The organism is Oricola nitratireducens (assembly GCF_014904745.1).
Lineage (GTDB): Bacteria > Pseudomonadota > Alphaproteobacteria > Rhizobiales > Rhizobiaceae > Oricola > Oricola nitratireducens.
Genome location: NZ_JACZCS010000035.1, coordinates 43,352 through 60,057 on the forward strand (window position 1 = coordinate 43,352; position 16,706 = coordinate 60,057).

The window sequence follows — 16,706 nt, forward strand, 5'->3', positions numbered from 1 at the left end:
TGTTCCATCAGTAGGGGCTCTCGACCGGGCCGAGCCCGACATAGACGCTCTTGATCTGACTGTAGCTCTCGATGGCGGCCGCCGCGTTTTCGCGGCCGAAGCCCGACGCCTTGACGCCGCCGAACGGCATGCCGGCGGGTGTCAAATTGTAGGCGTTGATCCAGCAGGTGCCGGCCTGCAATCGGGCGATCGTGCGGTGGGCGCGAGCGAGATTTCCGGTGAATACGCCGGCGGCCAGGCCGAATTCGGTGGAATTGGCGCGAGCGATCACCTCATCCTCATCATCGAAATCGAGCACCGACATGACCGGGCCGAAGATTTCCTCGCGGGCGATGGTCATGTCGTCGGTGACGCCGGTGAAGACAGCGGGCTCCATGAAGAATCCGTTGTCGAAGCCCTGAATATTCGGGATGCCGCCGCCGATTTCCAGCGCCGCGCCTTCCTTCTTGCCGGTTTCAACGTAGCCCCGAACCTTTTCGCGCTGCGCCGCCGAAATCAGCGGGCCCATCTGCACCGCCTCGTCCATCGGATCGCCGATGACGATCGCGCGCGTCCGTTCCACCAGCCGCTCGACAAAGCGGTCGCGGATCGAACTGTGGACAAAGACGCGGGTGCCGTTGGAACAGATCTGGCCCGACGAATAGAAATTGCCGAGCATCGCCCCGCCGATGGCGCTCTCGATATCAGCGTCATCGAAGACGATCAGCGGCGACTTGCCGCCGAGTTCCAGCGTGACGTGGTGCAGCCCCTCGACCGCGCCGGCATAGACCTTTTTACCGGTCGGCACCGAACCGGTGAGCGAGATCTTGGCGACGCGTGGATCGCCGGTCAGCTTCGCGCCGACATCGCCATAACCCTGGACGACGTTGAACAGGCCGGCGGGCGCGCCGGCGTCGATCAGAATCTCGGCCAGCTTCAGCGCCGAAAGCGGCGTCATCTCTGACGGCTTGAAGATCATGGCGTTGCCGCAGGCAAGCGCCGGGGCGGCCTTCCAGCAGGCGATCTGGATCGGATAGTTCCACGCGCCGATACCGACGCAGACGCCGAGCGGTTCGCGCCGCGTATAGGCGAAGTCGGCGCCGAAACCGACGGTCTCGCCGCCAATGGTCGCAGCGATACCGCCGAAATATTCGAGCGCGTCGGCGCCGGAGAGGGCGTCGGCGACGAGCGTTTCCTGCAGCGGCTTGCCGGTATCGAAGGTTTCCAGTTCAGACAGTTCGCGATTGCGCTCGCGGATGATGTCGGCGGCGCGGCGCAGCACCCGGCCGCGCTCCGTTCCGGTCAACGCTGCCCATTCCGCCTGCGCGCGCATGGCGCTCTCCAGCGCCTGTTCGATGATGGCGTCCGTCCCCGCGTGGACGGTGGCGATCGTCTCACCAGTCGCCGGATAGATGACCTCGATCGGTCGTCCGGCCGGGTCCTCTATTGGTTTGCCGTCGACGAAATGGCTGGCCGCAGGTTGTTGTGTCATCAGTCTCCCCTGGGAAAGCGCTGGCTTTCCTCGAGCACGTTCAGGTCCATGTGGTTGCGCATGTAGCGCTCCGATGCTTTCTGCAGCGGCTGGTAATCCCACGGGTAATAACTGCCGTTGCGCAGCGCCTCGTAGACGACCCAGCGGCGCGCCTGGCTCTGGCGCACCTCGGCGTCGAAAGCGGCCATGTCCCAATACTCGCCGGCCATCCGTGCGAAGTCGGACGCTGTTGCGGCATGATCCGGTTCGTGCGCGAGGTTCTTCAGTTCGAGCGGGTCCGCGTCAAGATCGAAAAGCTGCGGCTCGTCCAGCTCGCAATGGGTGTATTTCCACTTGCCCTGACGCAGGCAGACGAGCGGGGCGTAGGACCCCTCGGCGGCATATTCGATGCGTACCGGATTGTCCCGCGAACCGCCGGTCATGAGCGGCACCAGGGTTTCCCCGTCCGTCCACGGATGTATCTCGGAGATGTCGATCTTAGCGAGGTCGCACACGGTGGGGGTGACGTCCATCGTGCTGACCGGCGTCTTGACCAGGGCAGGCGAGACGCCCGGCGCGGCGATCATCAAGGGAACGCGCGAGGAGCCCTCGAAGAAGCTCATCTTGAACCACAGGCCGCGCTCGCCGAGCATGTCGCCGTGGTCCGACACGAACAGGATGATAGTGTCGTCTTCCTGGCGGGTGCTCCGCAGCGCTTCGAGGATGTCGCCAATCTTGTCGTCGAGATAGGAAATGTTGGCGAAATAGGCGCGCCGCGAGCGGCGGATGTTCTCGGTCGTGATGTCGAAGCTGCGCCAGTCGTTTGCGTCGAAAATACGCTTCGAGTGGTCGTCCTGTTCCTCGTAGGGAATTACCGGAACCTCCGGCTCGAGATGCTCGCAATCCTCGTAGAGATCCCAATATTTGCGGCGTGCGACATAGGGGTCGTGCGGATGGGTGAACGAAACGGTCAGCATCCAAGGGCGTTCGTCCTTGCCGCGGGCGAGGTCGTAGACCTTGCGCACGGCGTGATAGGCGACCTCGTCGTCATATTCGAGCTGGTTGGTGATCTCGGCGACGCCGGCGCCGGTGACCGAGCCCATGTTGTGATACCACCAGTCGATGCGCTCGCCGGGCTTGCGGTAGTCCGGCGTCCAGCCGAAATCCGCCGGATAGACATCCGTCGTCAGGCGTTCCTCGAAGCCGTGCAATTGGTCCGGTCCGACGAAATGCATCTTGCCGGACAGGCATGTCTGGAAACCGGCTCGGCGCAGGTGATGGGCATAGGTCGGAATGTCGGAACAGAACTCGGCGGCGTTGTCGTAGACGCGCGTGCGCCGCGGTAATTGTCCGGCCATGAAGCTCGCCCGTCCGGGGGCGCAAAGCGGCGAGCCCGTATAGGCGTTGGTGAACCGCACCGACCGGTCGGCGAGTTTGCGCAGGTTGGGAACGTGCAGCCAGTCGGCCGGCCCGTCGGGAAACAATTTTCCGTTCAATTGGTCGACCATGACGATCAGGATGTTGGGAGCGGAACTCACGTGCGCGTTTCCTTTTGGAGGCAGAGTTCGAGATATTCGCAGACGAGGCGCTTGGTGGCGTCACGATCGGGAACGCGATCCTGAAGGGCGTGGCGGATGTAGAAACCGTCGATCATCGAGGAAAGGCCCTGCGAAATCTTGCGCGCGGCCTCCTCGCTGACGATCTGGCGAAGGTTGAAGACCAGGTTGCTGTCGAGCCTCTGCGCATAGACCTTGAGCAACCGCGCCGCTTCCGGCGACTTCTGCGCCTGGACATAGAAGGCCAGCCAGGCGGCAACGATCTCGCGATCGAACTGTTCCGGACCGAAGCTTGCGGCGATGATGCCGTGCAGCCGCTCGACCGGTCCGGTCGCGGCTTTCAGCCTTACCTGCACGTCCACGCCGAAATCGCTCAGGATACGGCGCATTGCGGCCAAAAAGATCTGGTCCTTGGAGCCGAAATAGTGATGGGCGAGCGCGGGGGAGACGCCGGCACGGCGCGCAATCTGGCTAACGGTCACCTCGAGCGATCCGGATTCTCCGATTTCCGCGATGGTCGCGTTAACCAGGGCTTCTCGGCGGATCGCCTCCATCCCGAGCTTGGGCATTGCAATCTCCAAACATCGCTTGCCATTTATCCCTAGTTATTTTTTAATTGATCCGTCAATCAAGAAAAATCCGTCACGCCCGGATAACTGACAGGAGCGACTCAATGACATTCTTCAAGTCTACCCTGGCCGCTTTGGCTGCGCTTGCCGCAAGCACGAGCCTGGCCTTTGCCCAATGCGACGAGGTGACGTTCTCCGATGTTGGATGGACGGATATCACCGCGACGACCGCCGCCACCAAGACGATGCTCGAGGGGCTCGGCTACAAGGTCGACGTGAAAGTCCTCTCCGTGCCGGTGACCTATGCCTCGATGAAATCGGGCGATGTCGACGTTTTCCTCGGCAACTGGATGCCGACGATGGAAGCCGATATCAAGCCGTACCGCGACGATGGCAGCGTGGAAACGGTGCGCGAAAACCTTGAAGGCGCGAAATACACGCTGGCCGTCAACAAGGCGGCGGCCGACCTCGGCATCAAGGATTTCGCCGACATCGCCAAACACAAGGACGAGCTCGGCGGCAAGATCTACGGTATCGAGCCCGGCAATGACGGCAACCGCCTGATCATCGACATGATCGATTCCGGGGCATTCGGCCTGAAAGGCTTCTCGCTTGCCGAGAGCTCCGAGCAGGGCATGCTGGCGCAGGTCGACCGCGCCACGAAACGCGGCGAGCCGATCGTGTTCCTCGGCTGGGAACCGCATCCGATGAACGCCAATTTCGACATGACCTACCTGACCGGCGGGGATGACTATTTCGGTCCGGATTTCGGTGGCGCGACTGTCTACACCAACACCCGCGCGGGCTTCTCGAAAGAATGCCCGAATGTCGGTGCGCTGCTTTCCAACCTGAAGTTCACGCTTCCGATGGAAAACGAGATCATGGGCGCGATCCTCAACGACGGCGCCGATCCGGACAAGGCCGCGGCTGCCTGGCTCGCCAAGCATCCGGACATGCTCGACGGCTGGCTGAAGGGCGTGACGACCAAGGACGGCGGCGACGCCATGGCCGCGGTCAAGGCGAAGCTTGGCCTTTAAGTCCTTGAAATGCCCCGGGCATTCGGCCCGGGGCATTTCTGATTGCCAATCCCGCAGTAGCGCAGCAGACTGCACGCCTGCGTGGGAGGAACAACATCCATGGAATGGCTGACTGACGCCAAGATCCCGGTGGGCCGCTCTGCCAAGGCGGTTTTCGACTGGCTGCAAGCGCATGCCGGCTGGTTTTTCGACGGGCTCGCGGTGGCGATGGAATGGCTGATCAACGCGTTGCTCTGGATATTGCAGACACCGCCGCCGCTTGTCGTCGTGCTCGCCATCGTTGCGTTCACCTATGCGATGCAACGCAACTGGAAAACCGCGCTGTTCGTGTTTGCCGGGTTCCTGTTCATCCTCAACCAGGGATACTGGGAGGAGACGACGGAAAGCCTGACGCTGGTTCTCTCGGCCTGTGTCGTATGCATGGCCGTCGGTGTGCCGATCGGGATCGCCGCAGCGCACCGGCCGCGCTTGTTCCAGGTCATGCGCCCGGTCCTCGACCTGATGCAGACGCTGCCGACCTTCGTCTATCTGATCCCGGCCATCGTGTTCTTCGGCATCGGCATGGTGCCGGGGCTGATCGCGACGGTGATCTTTGTCGTGCCGGCACCGATCCGACTGACGCATCTGGGCGTCTCCTCGACCCCGGAACCGCTTCTGGAAGCCGCCGATGCTTTTGGTGCGACACCGTCGCAGAAATTGTGGAAGGTCGAGCTTCCCTATGCCCTGCCGCAGATCATGGCCGGCCTGAACCAGACCATCATGCTGTCCTTGTCGATGGTGGTGATCGCCGCGCTGGTCGGCGCCGACGGGCTCGGGGTGCCGGTGGTGCGCGCGCTCAACTCGGTCAACACATCGCTCGGCTTCGAGAGCGGATTCATCATCGTGGTGCTTGCGATCATGCTGGATCGCATGCTGCGCATCGAACGTCAGGATCGGTGAGCGGCATGAGTGCGGCAGTCATTTTCGAAAAAGTCTCCATCGTCTTCGGCAATTCGCCCCATGAGGCGCTTCCGCTGATGGACGAGGGCAAGGACCGGGCGGAAATCCAGCAGGCGACCGATCAGGTGCTCGGCGTGCATGATTGCGACCTGACAGTGGAGGCCGGTGAAATCCTCGTTCTGATGGGGCTGTCGGGGTCCGGAAAGTCCACGCTGCTACGCGCCGTAAACGGTTTGAACAAGGTCGCGAGGGGCAGGGTTCTGGTCGATGGCGGGGACGGTCCCGTGGACATCACCAATGCCGATGCGGCGCAGTTGCGCCAGATGCGGCGCGAGTGCATTTCGATGGTTTTCCAGCAGTTCGGGCTTCTGCCGTGGCGCAACGTGCTCGACAATGTCGCGTTCGGGCTCGAGCTTTCGGGCATGCCGCATGCCGAGCGCGAGGAAAAAGCTCGTGCGCAGCTGGAGCTGGTCGGTCTGACCGACTGGGCGGACCGCAAGGTCGCGGAACTGTCAGGCGGCATGCAGCAGCGCGTTGGCCTGGCGCGCGCCTTTGCCACCGAGGCGCCGATCCTGCTGATGGACGAACCTTTCTCGGCACTCGATCCGCTGATCCGCACACGGCTGCAGGATGAATTGCTGGAACTGCAGGCCAATCTGAAGCGCACAATCGTCTTCGTCAGCCACGATCTCGACGAGGCGTTCAAGATCGGCGGGCGTATCGCCATCATGGAAGGCGGACGAATCGTCCAGTGCGGTACGCCGCAGGAAATCATTCGCGATCCGGCAAACGACTATGTCGCCGACTTCGTCGCGCATATGAATCCGCTTGGCGTGCTGTGCGCGGAAGATGTCATGGAAGCCGGAACAGCGCCCGGTGGCGCGCGCGCAGTCGAGCTCGACACCAGCGTAGCCGACATCATGAACATGTTCCTCTCCAACGACGAACCGCTGCTGGTGCTGCGCGACGGCCAGCCGGCCGGCGTCGTCACGCCGCAGAGCTTCATGTCGGGTCTTGCGGGAAAACCTGCGGCATCGTGACCGTGCAATAGATGCGAATTTGAGTCAGCAATTGCGCTTACCCCATTGGACGCGCTTCCCAAATCGCCTATCTGCGGTGTGAAGATACCAGACAAAAGGGGAAAGCGGTGGCCATCAAGGACCTCGTTGTCGAACAGTTGAAGCGCGTCAAGGGCCCGGATCTGACGGGGAACATCGTCGATCTCGGTCTCGTTTCGGAGATCGTCGCCGCGGACGGCAAGGTGTTTTTCTCGATCACGGTTCCCTCGGATCGTGCGGAGGAACTGGAGCCGCTGCGCATCGCCGCCGAAAAGGCCGCGATGTCCGTCGAAGGCGTCCAGAAGGCCGGCGTCGTGCTGACGGCGGCGAAGCAGGGCGGCGGGCCATCGTCCGGAGCCGCGCGTCCTTCGCCGCAACCCGCGCCGAAACCGCAGGGCGGTCCGCCCAAGCCCGCCGGCATTCCCGGTATCGGCGCGATCATCGCGGTGGCGTCCGGCAAGGGCGGCGTCGGCAAGTCGACGACGGCGGTCAACCTCGCGCTCGCCCTGCATGGGCTTGGCCTCAAGGTCGGCATCCTCGATGCGGATATCTATGGGCCGTCGATGCCGCGTCTCCTGCACATCACGGGCCGGCCGCAGACGGTCGACGGGCGTACGCTCAAGCCGATGGAAAACTACGGCCTGAAGGTCATGTCTATGGGCTTCCTCGTCGAAGAAGATACGCCGATGATCTGGCGCGGCCCGATGGTGATGTCTGCGCTTAACCAGATGCTGAAGGAGGTCGAATGGGGTGAACTCGACGTGCTCGTCGTCGACATGCCGCCGGGAACCGGCGATGCGCAGCTGACGATGGCGCAGAACGTGCCGCTCGCCGGCGCGGTCATCGTTTCTACGCCGCAGGACCTCGCCCTGATCGACGCGCGCAAGGGAATGAGCATGTTCCGCAAGGTCGAGGTGCCTGTGCTCGGGATCGTCGAGAACATGAGCTATTTCATATGTCCGGATTGCGGATCGCGGCATGACATCTTCAGTCATGGCGGCGCCGAAAAGGAAGCCGAACGTCTCGGTGTTCCGTTTCTCGGCGCAATTCCGCTGGCCATGGACATCCGCGAAACCTCGGATTCCGGCGCGCCGATCGTCGTTTCAGATCCCGATAGCCCGCATGCCGAGGTCTATCGCGCGATCGCCAAGACAGTGTGGGAAGGGGCTACTGCGTCGAAGCAGGAAGCGCCGAGTATCGTGTTCGACTAGGTTTGGCGAAAGTGCCGGAATTTCGGGCGCGCGGCTTCAATGCCGCGTGCCCGGCAGGGCCTGAAGAAAAAGTTTTAAGCTTGAAATTTCTCGGTTGCTTTTCTGATCCCAATCTTCAAGGATAGGCTTGCTGTCAGGCCGGCCATTTGCCGGAGCGTGTAAGGGGAAGCGTTCGATGAATTGCGTATTCGTCCAGTTGCGGTGCCATCCGGGGCAGACCTACAAGGTGGCCGACAAGGTCTATGAGCGTGAAATCGCATCCGAGCTCTATTCCACGAGCGGCGACTTCGATCTCCTTATGAAGATCTACGTGCCGAGCGACGAGGATATAGGCAAGTTCATCAACGATCATATCCTCGACATCGAGGGCATTTCGCGCTCGCTCACCACGCTGACTTTCAAAGCTTTCTGACCCGCTCCGGCTTCGGCGCGGGTCCTTTCGTTTCTAGTTGGAGGGAGACCACATGAATCTGATAACCAAATCGCTCGCCGCGCTGGCGGTTCTCGGCATGACGTCTGCCGCATTCGCTGAGCCGGTGAAGGTCGGCATGATCACGACGCTTTCGGGCGGCGGCGCGAGCCTCGGGATCGATGCCCGCGACGGCTTCATGCTCGCGATCAAGCAGTCGGGCAACAAGGACGTGGACGTCGTCATCGAGGACGACCAGCGCAAACCGGACGTTGCGGTCCAGATCGCCGACAAGATGATCCAGTCCGACAAGGTCGACATCCTGACCGGCATTATCTGGTCGAACCTGGCGATGGCCGTGGTTCCGGCAGCGGTCGCGCAGGGCAAATTCTATCTTTCGGTCAATGCCGCGCCGTCGCAGCTCGCCGGAAAGGGCTGCAATGCCCATTATTTCTCGGTTTCCTACCAGAACGACAATCTGCACGAGGCCGCCGGCGCCTATGCGACGGATGCGGGCTACAAGAACACCTTCATCCTCGCGCCGAACTATCCCGCCGGCAAGGATTCGCTGACTGGATTCAAGCGCTTCTACAAGGGCGAGCTTGCCGGGGAGGTTTACACCCAGCTCGGCCAGACCGATTATGCCGCCGAGATCGCGCAAATCCGCGCGTCCGGCGCCGACAGCGTGTTCTTCTTCCTGCCAGGTGGCATGGGCATCGCCTTCATGAAGCAGTATGCGCAATCCGGCGTCGACATCCCGCTGATCGGACCGGCCTTCTCGTTCGACCAGGGCATCCTGCAGGCCGTCGGCGACGCGGCGCTCGGCGTCAAGAACACAGCCAACTGGTCTAAGGACATCGACAACGCGGCCAACAAGGCATTCGTGGAAGGCTTCCAGGCTGAATACGACCGGTTGCCGTCGATTTACGCATCCTACGGCTACGACACGGCCAACCTGATGCTGTCGGCGCTTGCCAAGGCATCTCCGTCCGACGCCGACGCGTTCCAGAAAGCGCTCGAAGCCGCCGATTTCAATTCGGTGCGCGGCAAGTTCTCGTTCGCCTCGAACCACCATCCGATCCAGGACATTTATGTGCGCGAGGTCGTCAAGGAAGGCGACATCCTGACCAACAAGATCGTCGGAACGGCGATGACAGACCGCAGCAATGCCTATGTCGACGACTGCAAGATGTAGTCGATGAGTGTCCGGCGGGCCGCGCGGTGAAGCAGCCCGTTTTTTCGCTCCTCGTAATCCGGATGCCGTTTCCGTGAGCGCAGCCCTTTTGATCGAACAGGTCCTCAATGGCCTGCAACTCGGCGTCATGCTGTTCGTGATGGCGGCGGGGCTGACGCTGATCTTCGGCGTCATGGGGCTGATCAATCTCGCGCATGGCTCGCTCTATATGGTCGGCGCGTTCGCCTGCGCGGCGGTTGCCGCCGCGACCGGTTCGTTCTGGCTCGGGCTGGCGGCGAGCCTCGCCGCCGCGGCGATCACGGGAGCAATCGTCGAAATCGTCGTGATCCGGCGGCTTTATAGCCGCGACCATCTCGATCAGGTTCTCGCGACCTTTGCGCTGATCCTGATCTTTTCTGAAGGCACGCGCTGGCTGTTCGGCTCGTTCCCGCTTTACCTCGACGTCCCGCCGATCCTGTCGGGCGCGGTGCCGCTGCCGGGCGGCGGGGCCTATTCGCTCTATCGCCTTGCGATCATCGGCGCGGGAATTCTCGTCGCGGCGGGGTTGTTCCTGCTGATCGGCAGGACGCGGCTCGGCATCCGCATTCGCGCCGGCGAGGCGGACCGGGAAATGATCGCGGCTCTCGGCGTCGATATCGGGCGGCTCTACACGATGGTCTTCGCGCTCGGCGCGGCGCTTGCCGGCTTCGCCGGCGCGCTTGTCGGCACCATCCAGTCGGTTCAGGTCGGCATGGGAGAGCCGGTGCTGATCCTTGCCTTCGTCGTGATCGTCATCGGCGGGATCGGCTCGATCAAGGGCGCTTTCATCGGCGCGCTGCTGGTCGGTATTACCGATACGCTCGGACGGTTCCTGCTGCCGATCGCCTTCGGCACCGTGATGAACGCGTCCGACGCCACCGCCGTCGGTTCGGCGCTCGCCTCGATGCTGATCTACATCCTGATGGCGGTGGTGCTTGTTGTGCGTCCCGGCGGCCTCTACGGGACGGCGACCTGATGCTGCGCGAGACACCGGTCAATATCGCTCTTGTCCTGCTGCTGCTCACGGTTCCCGTGGCGGCATCGGCAATGGACGAACCCTTCATCGTCACGCTGGCGACCAAAGTCGCGATTTTTGCTACGGCGGCGGTTGGGCTCAATATCGCGCTCGGCCATGGCGGGCTGGTCTCCTTCGGGCACGCCGCTTTTTTCGGCATCGGCGGCTACGGGGCCGGGATCCTGGCCAGCCACGCCCAGAATTACGAACCCCTGATGACATGGCCTTTCACGGTCGAGGGCACGCAGCAGATGCTGATCATCTGGCCGGTGGCGCTCCTCGCTGGCGGGATCGCCGCGTTGGCGATCGGGGCGCTCAGCCTGCGCACATCCGGCGTCTATTTCATAATGATCACGCTCGCCTTTGCGCAGATGGTTTTCTATTTTGCGGTTTCATGGCCGGCCTATGGCGGCGAGGACGGATTGCCGATCTATGTGCGCAACTCATTTCCCGGGCTGAACACGCTCAGGCCGCTGGATTTCTTTGCCGTCGCTTTCGTGTGGTTCCTCGCGGCCACGCTGTTCTCAATCCTGCTGTCGCGGTCGCGCTTCGGCCTTGCCTTGCAGGGCGCGCGCCAGAACGTCGAGCGCGTGCGCGCCGTCGGCATCGATCCTTATCGCCTGCGCCTCGTCGCCTTCACCATCTCCGGCATGATCACCGCGCTGGCAGGCGCGCTCTATGCCGATCTCAACCGTTTCGTCAGCCCGTCGATGCTATCGTGGCAGACATCGGGCGAGATCATGGTGTTTATCATCCTCGGCGGAGTGGGCCGACATTTCGGCCCGCTGGCGGGCGCGGCGCTGTTCATCCTGCTGGAATACGCGCTCGGCGGTGTCAGCGAATACTGGAAGTTCTTGCTCGGCGTGCTGTTGCTGCTGGTCGTTCTGTTCGCCCATGGCGGCCTGATCGGCGTCGTAACGCGGAGGCGGCACCATGGCTGAACCGATCCTCGAAATTCGGGACCTGACGAAATCGTTTGGCGCGCTGACCGTAAGCGACCATATCTCGCTCGACCTCCGTGCCGGCGAAATCCATGCGCTGATCGGGCCGAACGGGGCCGGAAAATCCACTCTCATCAAGCAGATATGCGGTGAGCTTCAACAGGATAGCGGATCGATCCGTTTCGCGGGGCGCGATCTTGCCGGAACTGGCACGGTGGAGCGGGCGCGGCTCGGCCTGGCGCGGACCTTCCAGGTCTCCTCGGTGGCGCCGGAATTCACCACTCTGCAGAACGTCGTGCTGGCGGTGCAAGGGGCGAGCGGGAGAAGCTTCGGCTTCCTGCGCCCGGTGCTGTCCGACCCGTCATTGACGGGACCGGCCCGCAGGCACATGGAGCGGGTCGGCCTGACGGGGCGCGAGAACATCCTGGCATCGATCCTGTCGCATGGCGAGCGGCGGCGGCTGGAACTGGCGATGGCGCTCGCCATGGAACCGCATGTCTTCCTGCTCGACGAGCCGATGGCCGGGCTCGGGCCGGAAGGGTCGGTGGAATTGACGGCAATCCTCGCCAATCTGCGCCACGAGGCGCCAATCCTGCTCGTGGAGCACGACATGGACGCGGTCTTTGCGCTCGCCGACCGGATTTCGGTGCTTGTCTATGGCCGTATCATCGCCACCGGTAACGTCGACGACATCCGCTCCAATCCGGAAGTCCAGAGCTCCTATCTCGGGGAGACGGCATGAGCGCGCTGCTCGAAGTCTCCGGCCTTACGGCCTTCTATGGCGCTTCGCAGGCGCTTTTCGGCGTCGATCTGACGGTCGGGGACGGCGAGTGTGTCGCTCTGATGGGGCGCAACGGCATGGGCAAGACGACCACCGTTCTGACGATCATGCGGATGCTTCGGCACAGCGGTGGCAGTATCCGTTTCCGCGGGCGGGACCTCGGGCCGTTGCCGTCACACAAGGTCGCGCAGGCGGGGATCGGGCTCGTGCCGGAGGGCCGGCGCTGTTTCGGACCGCTGACGGTGGAGGAAAACCTCGTCGCGGCGGCGCGGCCTGGAGAGTGGGACCTCGGGGCGGTTGAAAAGCTGTTCCCGCGCCTGGGCGAGCGGTTGTCGCAAAAGGCGGGGCTATTGTCCGGCGGCGAACAGCAGATGCTGGTGATCGGCCGCGCGCTGATGACCAATCCGCAGTTGCTCATTCTGGACGAGGCGACGGAGGGGCTGGCGCCCGTCGTGCGGCACGAAATATGGGCGGCGATCGGTGTGCTGAAGACGTCGGGCCTGTCGATCCTGGTGGTCGACAAGTCGATCGGCGAACTGGCAACGGTCTCGGACCGCTGCGTCGTTCTGGAAAAGGGCGCAACGGTGTGGACGGGGACGCCCGCGCAATTGTCGCCGGATGTGACGGCGCGCTATCTCGGGGTTTGAGGAGAACGGGAATGACCTTGTTTCGCGTCGAGGACTGGGACAACGCTTATGCCAATGGGGCGAACATCGCCGGCGGCGACCGCTGGCCGGAGGCGTGGGTGAAGTCCGCCGCCGAGTTCCGCGCCGCCATGTCGGAGCATGCGCAGCTCGATATCGCCTATGGCGGCAATGCGCGCGAGAAATTTGACCTGTTCCGGCCCGAAGGCGAGGCGAGGGGGCTGTTCGTCTTCGTGCATGGCGGTTTCTGGCTACGGCTCGACAAGTCCTATTGGTCCAACCTCGCCGCAGGCGGCCTGGCGCAGGGCTGGGCGGTGGCGATGCCGTCATATCCGCTTTGCCCGGAGGTAAGGGTGCGCGACATTGCGCGTTCGGTCGCCACGGCGGTTACGAAGGCAGCGGGCATGGTCGACGGACCGATCAGGCTTGCCGGTCACTCGGCCGGCGGCCAGGTCGTGACGCGGCTTGTCTGTAGCGGAACCGGTCTGTCCGGCGATGTCCTGAAAAGGATCGATCGGGTGATGTCGATCTCCGGCGTGCATGATCTGCGCCCGATGCTGCGTACCGCCATGAACGGATCGCTGCACCTCGACATGGAGGAGGCGAGGGCGGAAAGCCCGGTCCTGCTCGAACCCGTCGCTGATGTGCCGGTGATTTGCTGGGTCGGCGCGACGGAACGGTCCGAATTCGTGCGCCAGAACACGTTGCTCGCCAATATCTGGCGCGGGCTGGGCCTGGCGACGGAGGCGGTCGAGGAGCCGGACCGGCATCACTTCGATGTCATAGAGGGTCTGGCCTCGGCATTGTCACCGATAACGCGGGCCTTGTTTTCCTGACTGTCAGCGCTTCATCGGCGTGATGCCGAAGCTCCCGATCATTTCGGCCGGGTAGGTTTTCGGGATTAGCGGCAGGTATTTTGCGCCCTCCCGGATCAGGAACTCCTGGAATATCCGCATCACTGGCGAGGGGGTGCGGTCCGAACGCGACACGGAGAACCACTGGCGGCGGATCGGCATGCCCTCCACGTCGAGGATGACGAGACGGCCCATCTGCAATTCCTGCTCGATCGTGTGGGCGGAAATGAAGGCGATGCCGAGGCCGGCCATCACGGCCTGCTTGATCGTCTCGTTCGATCCCATCTCGGTGCCGAGATTGTCGAGCTTGCCCGGCACGTCGGCGAAGAAGACCTCCAGCGATGTGCGGGTGCCAGAGCCGGCTTCGCGCACGAGAAACTTTTCGGCTGCGATTTCCTCTTTCGAGATGTCGCGTTTTTTCGTCAGCGGGTGGTCCGGCGGGGCGACGATGACCAGCGGATGGTCGCCGAACAGGAATGCTTCGACCTCGATGTCGCGGGGCGGACGGCCCATCAGGACGATATCGACCATCTGGTGGCGCAGGGCATCGATCGTCTCGGCGCGGTTGCCGATGAACAATTCGATGTCGATGTCGGGATTGTACTTCTGGAAGGCGGCGATCATGCGCGGCGTAAAATATTTCGCCGTCGAGACCGCGCCGAGTTTCAACGTTCCCTGCTTTCCGCCGCTGATGGCGGTGACCTCTTCCTCAAGTGCTCGCAAACGTTCCTGAACCGCATGTGCAGCATCCAGCACGGCCGTACCTGCGGCGGTCGGACGCATGCCGTCCGGCGTGCGGTCGAACAAAGCCAGTCCAATCTCGTCCTCGATCTGCTTCAACTGCATCGTGATGGCCGGTCCGGTCAGCCCCAAACTGTTGGCCGCCATGGATATTTTGCCGGTCTGTTCGATGGCGAGGAGGGAGCGCAGCTGGCGAAGGGTAATGTTGAGCATGTTCAATATTAGTTTTTCTTACTCTAGAAATAAAGAAAATAAATTTTACTAACTCATCCATATCCGCGATGTAACGGCAAGGCGGTTTCGATTTGGGCCGCGTTCCCGATGGGAGGATCGGACTATGACGGCTGCAACGCTCGACGCTTATCTCAACACGTTTACCAGTTCGAACGATCCGGTGAAGATCCAGATCGCCGAGACCATCCGCGCCTTCACGGCAGCGGCCGTTCTCGTTCGCAAATCCATCAACGAGGGCGCGCTCGGCGCCGCTTTCGCGGAAGCGCGCGGCAGTTCAAATGCCGGCGGCGACACGCAGAAAGACCTTGATGTACATGCTGACAATCTTTTCCTCGAAGGCGCACGAAGGGCGGGCATCGCCTATTACGCGTCGGAGGAACTCGCCAATCCGGTAACGATCAATCCGGAATCGCCGATTGCCGTCGCCATCGACCCGCTCGACGGTTCGTCGAACATCGACACCAATGTCTCGATCGGCACGATCTTCTCGATCCTTCCCCGCAAGGAAGATGCCGCAACGACTTTCGCCCAGCGCGGGTCCGACCAGCTGGCCTCGGGCTTCTTCATCTACGGCCCGCAAATGGCGCTCGTCCTGACGAAGCGCAACGGCACCCGGATCTTCGTCTTTTCGAGCCGTCTCGGCACATTCGTCGAAGCCTATCCGGCGGTCAGCATTCCGCAGTCGGCAAGCGAATTCGCGATCAATGCATCGAACTACCGGCACTGGGACGAAGCCATGCGCCTCTATATCGACGATTGCCTGGCGGGCACCGAGGGGCCGCGCGACAAGGATTTCAACATGCGCTGGATCGCCTCGCTGGTCGCGGACACCTACCGCATCCTGATCCGCGGCGGCGTGTTTCTCTATCCGCGCGACGGCCGCAAGGGCTATGCCCACGGACGGTTGCGGCTCGTCTACGAGGCCAATCCGATCGCGCTTCTGATCGAGGAAGCGGGCGGGGCGGCGACCGACGGCGTCAGTCGCATCCTTGAGCTCGTGCCGAGCGATATCCATCAGCGCACCCCGCTGATCTTCGGCTCCAAGAAGGAAGTCGAGAAGATCACGCGTTACCACACCGATCCCTCGGCCATCGGCACACGTCATCCGCTGTTTGCGAACCGCGGTCTGTTCAGGGCCTGAACGAGAAAGAACAAAAACAATGTCGCACAAGCACCCCATCATCGCGATCACCGGCTCTTCGGGCGCCGGCACGACGACCGTCAAGGACACGTTCGGGAAAATCTTCAATCGCGAGGGCGTCACCGCAGCCTTTATCGAGGGCGACGCATTTCACCGCTACGACCGCGCCGGCATGAAGGCGAAAGTCGCCGAAGAGGAAAAGAAGGGCAACGAGCATTTCTCGCATTTCAATCCCGAAGCCAACGAACTCGAGATCCTGGAAGCCGTGTTCGAGGAATATGGCCGCAAGGGCAAGGGCAAGACCCGCCACTACGTTCATGACGACAAGGAAGCGGAAGTCTTCGGCTCGGCGCCCGGCACCTTCACGGACTGGGAAGACCTGCCGGAAAGCGATCTCCTGTTCTATGAAGGCCTGCACGGGTGCATCAAGACCGGCAAAGTCGATTTGCCGAAACATGTCGATCTGAAGATCGGCGTCGTGCCGGTGATCAATCTAGAGTGGATCCAGAAGATCCATCGCGACAAGTCCCTGCGCGGCTATTCCACCGAGGCGGTCACGGAAACGATCCTGCGCCGCATGCCGGACTATGCGCGCTATATTTGCCCGCAATTCTCCGAAACCAACATCAATTTCCAGCGCATTCCGACGGTCGATACGTCGAACCCGTTTGTCGCGCGCTGGATCCCGACACCATCGGAATCAATGCTGGTGATCCGTTTCGCCAATCCGCGCGGCATCGACTTCCCCTATCTGTTGTCGATGCTCGACGGCGCTTTCATGTCGCGCGCCAATTCCATCGTCTGCGCGGGCGAAAAGCTCGATCTTGCAATGCAGCTCATTTTCACGCCGCTGATCCACAAGCTGATGGATCTGAAACGCCGCGCGTCCTGACATGCGACCTGAGGAGGAACA

At 62.3% G+C, this 16,706-nt stretch carries 17 protein-coding genes; 13 read left to right on the forward strand and 4 right to left on the reverse strand.

The genetic code is table 11. From position 1 onward, the window contains the following. Positions 1-7: 7 nt before the first annotated feature. From betB to betI, 3 genes are read right to left on the reverse strand one after another with little or no spacing between them, the layout of a single operon-like run. A complete protein-coding gene (gene betB, locus IG169_RS16860; protein WP_193177402.1) occupies positions 8-1,471 on the reverse strand; it encodes a betaine-aldehyde dehydrogenase in 1,464 nt (487 codons plus the stop codon). Continuing rightward, entirely contained in the window at positions 1,471-2,988 is a 1,518-nt protein-coding gene (betC, locus tag IG169_RS16865; protein ID WP_193177403.1) for a choline-sulfatase, read from the reverse strand. The genes betB and betC overlap by 1 nt, the downstream gene beginning before the upstream one ends. Then, positions 2,985-3,575: a transcriptional regulator BetI gene (betI, locus tag IG169_RS16870; protein ID WP_193177404.1), complete on the reverse strand. Its 591-nt coding sequence runs from the start codon at positions 3,573-3,575 to the stop codon at positions 2,985-2,987. Before betI ends, betC begins: the two co-directional genes overlap by 4 nt. A gap of 104 nt (positions 3,576-3,679) precedes the next feature. Here betI and IG169_RS16875 point away from each other — a divergent pair, with 104 nt between their 5' ends. The 11 genes from IG169_RS16875 to IG169_RS16925 all read left to right on the forward strand — a co-directional run bounded on the left by IG169_RS16875 (position 3,680) and on the right by IG169_RS16925 (position 13,659). Next, the gene (locus tag IG169_RS16875; protein ID WP_193177405.1) at positions 3,680-4,612 is read left to right on the forward strand and encodes a choline ABC transporter substrate-binding protein; all 933 of its coding nucleotides are present in this window, start codon (positions 3,680-3,682) and stop codon (positions 4,610-4,612) included. A 99-nt stretch (positions 4,613-4,711) separates the two neighbouring features. Continuing rightward, positions 4,712-5,551, forward strand: coding sequence for a choline ABC transporter permease subunit (gene choW / locus IG169_RS16880; protein ID WP_193177406.1), 840 nt, complete (start codon positions 4,712-4,714; stop codon positions 5,549-5,551). Between the two features lie 5 nt (positions 5,552-5,556). Next, complete coding sequence (gene choV / locus IG169_RS16885; protein ID WP_193177407.1) at positions 5,557-6,591, forward strand: choline ABC transporter ATP-binding protein; 1,035 nt, start codon at positions 5,557-5,559, stop codon at positions 6,589-6,591. A gap of 107 nt (positions 6,592-6,698) precedes the next feature. Next, positions 6,699-7,820 carry an iron-sulfur cluster carrier protein ApbC gene (gene apbC / locus IG169_RS16890; RefSeq protein WP_193177408.1) on the forward strand — a complete coding sequence of 374 codons (1,122 nt, stop codon included), beginning with the start codon at positions 6,699-6,701 and terminating at the stop codon, positions 7,818-7,820. A gap of 175 nt (positions 7,821-7,995) precedes the next feature. Then, the gene (locus tag IG169_RS16895) at positions 7,996-8,232 is read left to right on the forward strand and encodes an Lrp/AsnC ligand binding domain-containing protein (RefSeq protein ID WP_193177409.1); all 237 of its coding nucleotides are present in this window, start codon (positions 7,996-7,998) and stop codon (positions 8,230-8,232) included. Positions 8,233-8,284: 52 nt separating this feature from the next. After that, entirely contained in the window at positions 8,285-9,424 is a 1,140-nt protein-coding gene (locus IG169_RS16900) for an ABC transporter substrate-binding protein (protein ID WP_193177410.1), read from the forward strand. A 73-nt stretch (positions 9,425-9,497) separates the two neighbouring features. After that, the gene (locus tag IG169_RS16905) at positions 9,498-10,418 is read left to right on the forward strand and encodes an ABC transporter permease subunit (protein ID WP_193177411.1); all 921 of its coding nucleotides are present in this window, start codon (positions 9,498-9,500) and stop codon (positions 10,416-10,418) included. Beyond that, a complete protein-coding gene (locus IG169_RS16910) occupies positions 10,418-11,398 on the forward strand; it encodes a branched-chain amino acid ABC transporter permease (RefSeq protein ID WP_193177412.1) in 981 nt (326 codons plus the stop codon). Before IG169_RS16905 ends, IG169_RS16910 begins: the two co-directional genes overlap by 1 nt. Continuing rightward, positions 11,391-12,140 (forward strand): ABC transporter ATP-binding protein, encoded by a 750-nt coding sequence (locus tag IG169_RS16915; RefSeq protein WP_193177413.1) that lies wholly within the window; start codon positions 11,391-11,393, stop codon positions 12,138-12,140. Before IG169_RS16910 ends, IG169_RS16915 begins: the two co-directional genes overlap by 8 nt. Continuing rightward, positions 12,137-12,826, forward strand: coding sequence for an ABC transporter ATP-binding protein (locus IG169_RS16920; RefSeq protein WP_193177414.1), 690 nt, complete (start codon positions 12,137-12,139; stop codon positions 12,824-12,826). Before IG169_RS16915 ends, IG169_RS16920 begins: the two co-directional genes overlap by 4 nt. Before the next feature lie 11 nt (positions 12,827-12,837). Then, complete coding sequence (locus tag IG169_RS16925) at positions 12,838-13,659, forward strand: alpha/beta hydrolase (RefSeq protein ID WP_193177415.1); 822 nt, start codon at positions 12,838-12,840, stop codon at positions 13,657-13,659. Between the two features lie 3 nt (positions 13,660-13,662). On the opposite strand, the gene IG169_RS16930 is transcribed toward IG169_RS16925, so the two are convergent. Then, the gene (locus IG169_RS16930; RefSeq protein ID WP_193177416.1) at positions 13,663-14,631 is read right to left on the reverse strand and encodes a LysR family transcriptional regulator; all 969 of its coding nucleotides are present in this window, start codon (positions 14,629-14,631) and stop codon (positions 13,663-13,665) included. Positions 14,632-14,755: 124 nt separating this feature from the next. Between IG169_RS16930 and IG169_RS16935 the strand changes: the two genes are divergently transcribed. Together IG169_RS16935 and IG169_RS16940 are read left to right on the forward strand one after the other, a co-directional pair. Then, on the forward strand, positions 14,756-15,793 hold the full coding sequence (locus IG169_RS16935) for a class 1 fructose-bisphosphatase (RefSeq protein WP_193177417.1): 1,038 nt from the start codon (positions 14,756-14,758) through the stop codon (positions 15,791-15,793). A gap of 19 nt (positions 15,794-15,812) precedes the next feature. Continuing rightward, the gene (locus IG169_RS16940; protein ID WP_193177418.1) at positions 15,813-16,685 is read left to right on the forward strand and encodes a phosphoribulokinase; all 873 of its coding nucleotides are present in this window, start codon (positions 15,813-15,815) and stop codon (positions 16,683-16,685) included. The last annotated feature ends 21 nt before the right edge of the window (positions 16,686-16,706 follow it).

What these genes read in the sequence shown, in the direction of transcription:
- betB (WP_193177402.1), bottom strand. Translation starts at nt 1,471, where the DNA reads ATGACACAACAACCTGCGGCCAGCCATTTCGTCGACGGCAAACCAATA.
- betI (WP_193177404.1), bottom strand. Translation starts at nt 3,575, where the DNA reads ATGCCCAAGCTCGGGATGGAGGCGATCCGCCGAGAAGCCCTGGTTAAC.
- IG169_RS16875 (WP_193177405.1), top strand. Translation starts at nt 3,680, where the DNA reads ATGACATTCTTCAAGTCTACCCTGGCCGCTTTGGCTGCGCTTGCCGCA.
- choW (WP_193177406.1), top strand. Translation starts at nt 4,712, where the DNA reads ATGGAATGGCTGACTGACGCCAAGATCCCGGTGGGCCGCTCTGCCAAG.
- choV (WP_193177407.1), top strand. Translation starts at nt 5,557, where the DNA reads ATGAGTGCGGCAGTCATTTTCGAAAAAGTCTCCATCGTCTTCGGCAAT.
- IG169_RS16895 (WP_193177409.1), top strand. Translation starts at nt 7,996, where the DNA reads ATGAATTGCGTATTCGTCCAGTTGCGGTGCCATCCGGGGCAGACCTAC.
- IG169_RS16900 (WP_193177410.1), top strand. Translation starts at nt 8,285, where the DNA reads ATGAATCTGATAACCAAATCGCTCGCCGCGCTGGCGGTTCTCGGCATG.
- IG169_RS16910 (WP_193177412.1), top strand. Translation starts at nt 10,418, where the DNA reads ATGCTGCGCGAGACACCGGTCAATATCGCTCTTGTCCTGCTGCTGCTC.
- IG169_RS16915 (WP_193177413.1), top strand. Translation starts at nt 11,391, where the DNA reads ATGGCTGAACCGATCCTCGAAATTCGGGACCTGACGAAATCGTTTGGC.
- IG169_RS16920 (WP_193177414.1), top strand. Translation starts at nt 12,137, where the DNA reads ATGAGCGCGCTGCTCGAAGTCTCCGGCCTTACGGCCTTCTATGGCGCT.
- IG169_RS16925 (WP_193177415.1), top strand. Translation starts at nt 12,838, where the DNA reads ATGACCTTGTTTCGCGTCGAGGACTGGGACAACGCTTATGCCAATGGG.
- IG169_RS16930 (WP_193177416.1), bottom strand. Translation starts at nt 14,631, where the DNA reads ATGCTCAACATTACCCTTCGCCAGCTGCGCTCCCTCCTCGCCATCGAA.
- IG169_RS16935 (WP_193177417.1), top strand. Translation starts at nt 14,756, where the DNA reads ATGACGGCTGCAACGCTCGACGCTTATCTCAACACGTTTACCAGTTCG.
- IG169_RS16940 (WP_193177418.1), top strand. Translation starts at nt 15,813, where the DNA reads ATGTCGCACAAGCACCCCATCATCGCGATCACCGGCTCTTCGGGCGCC.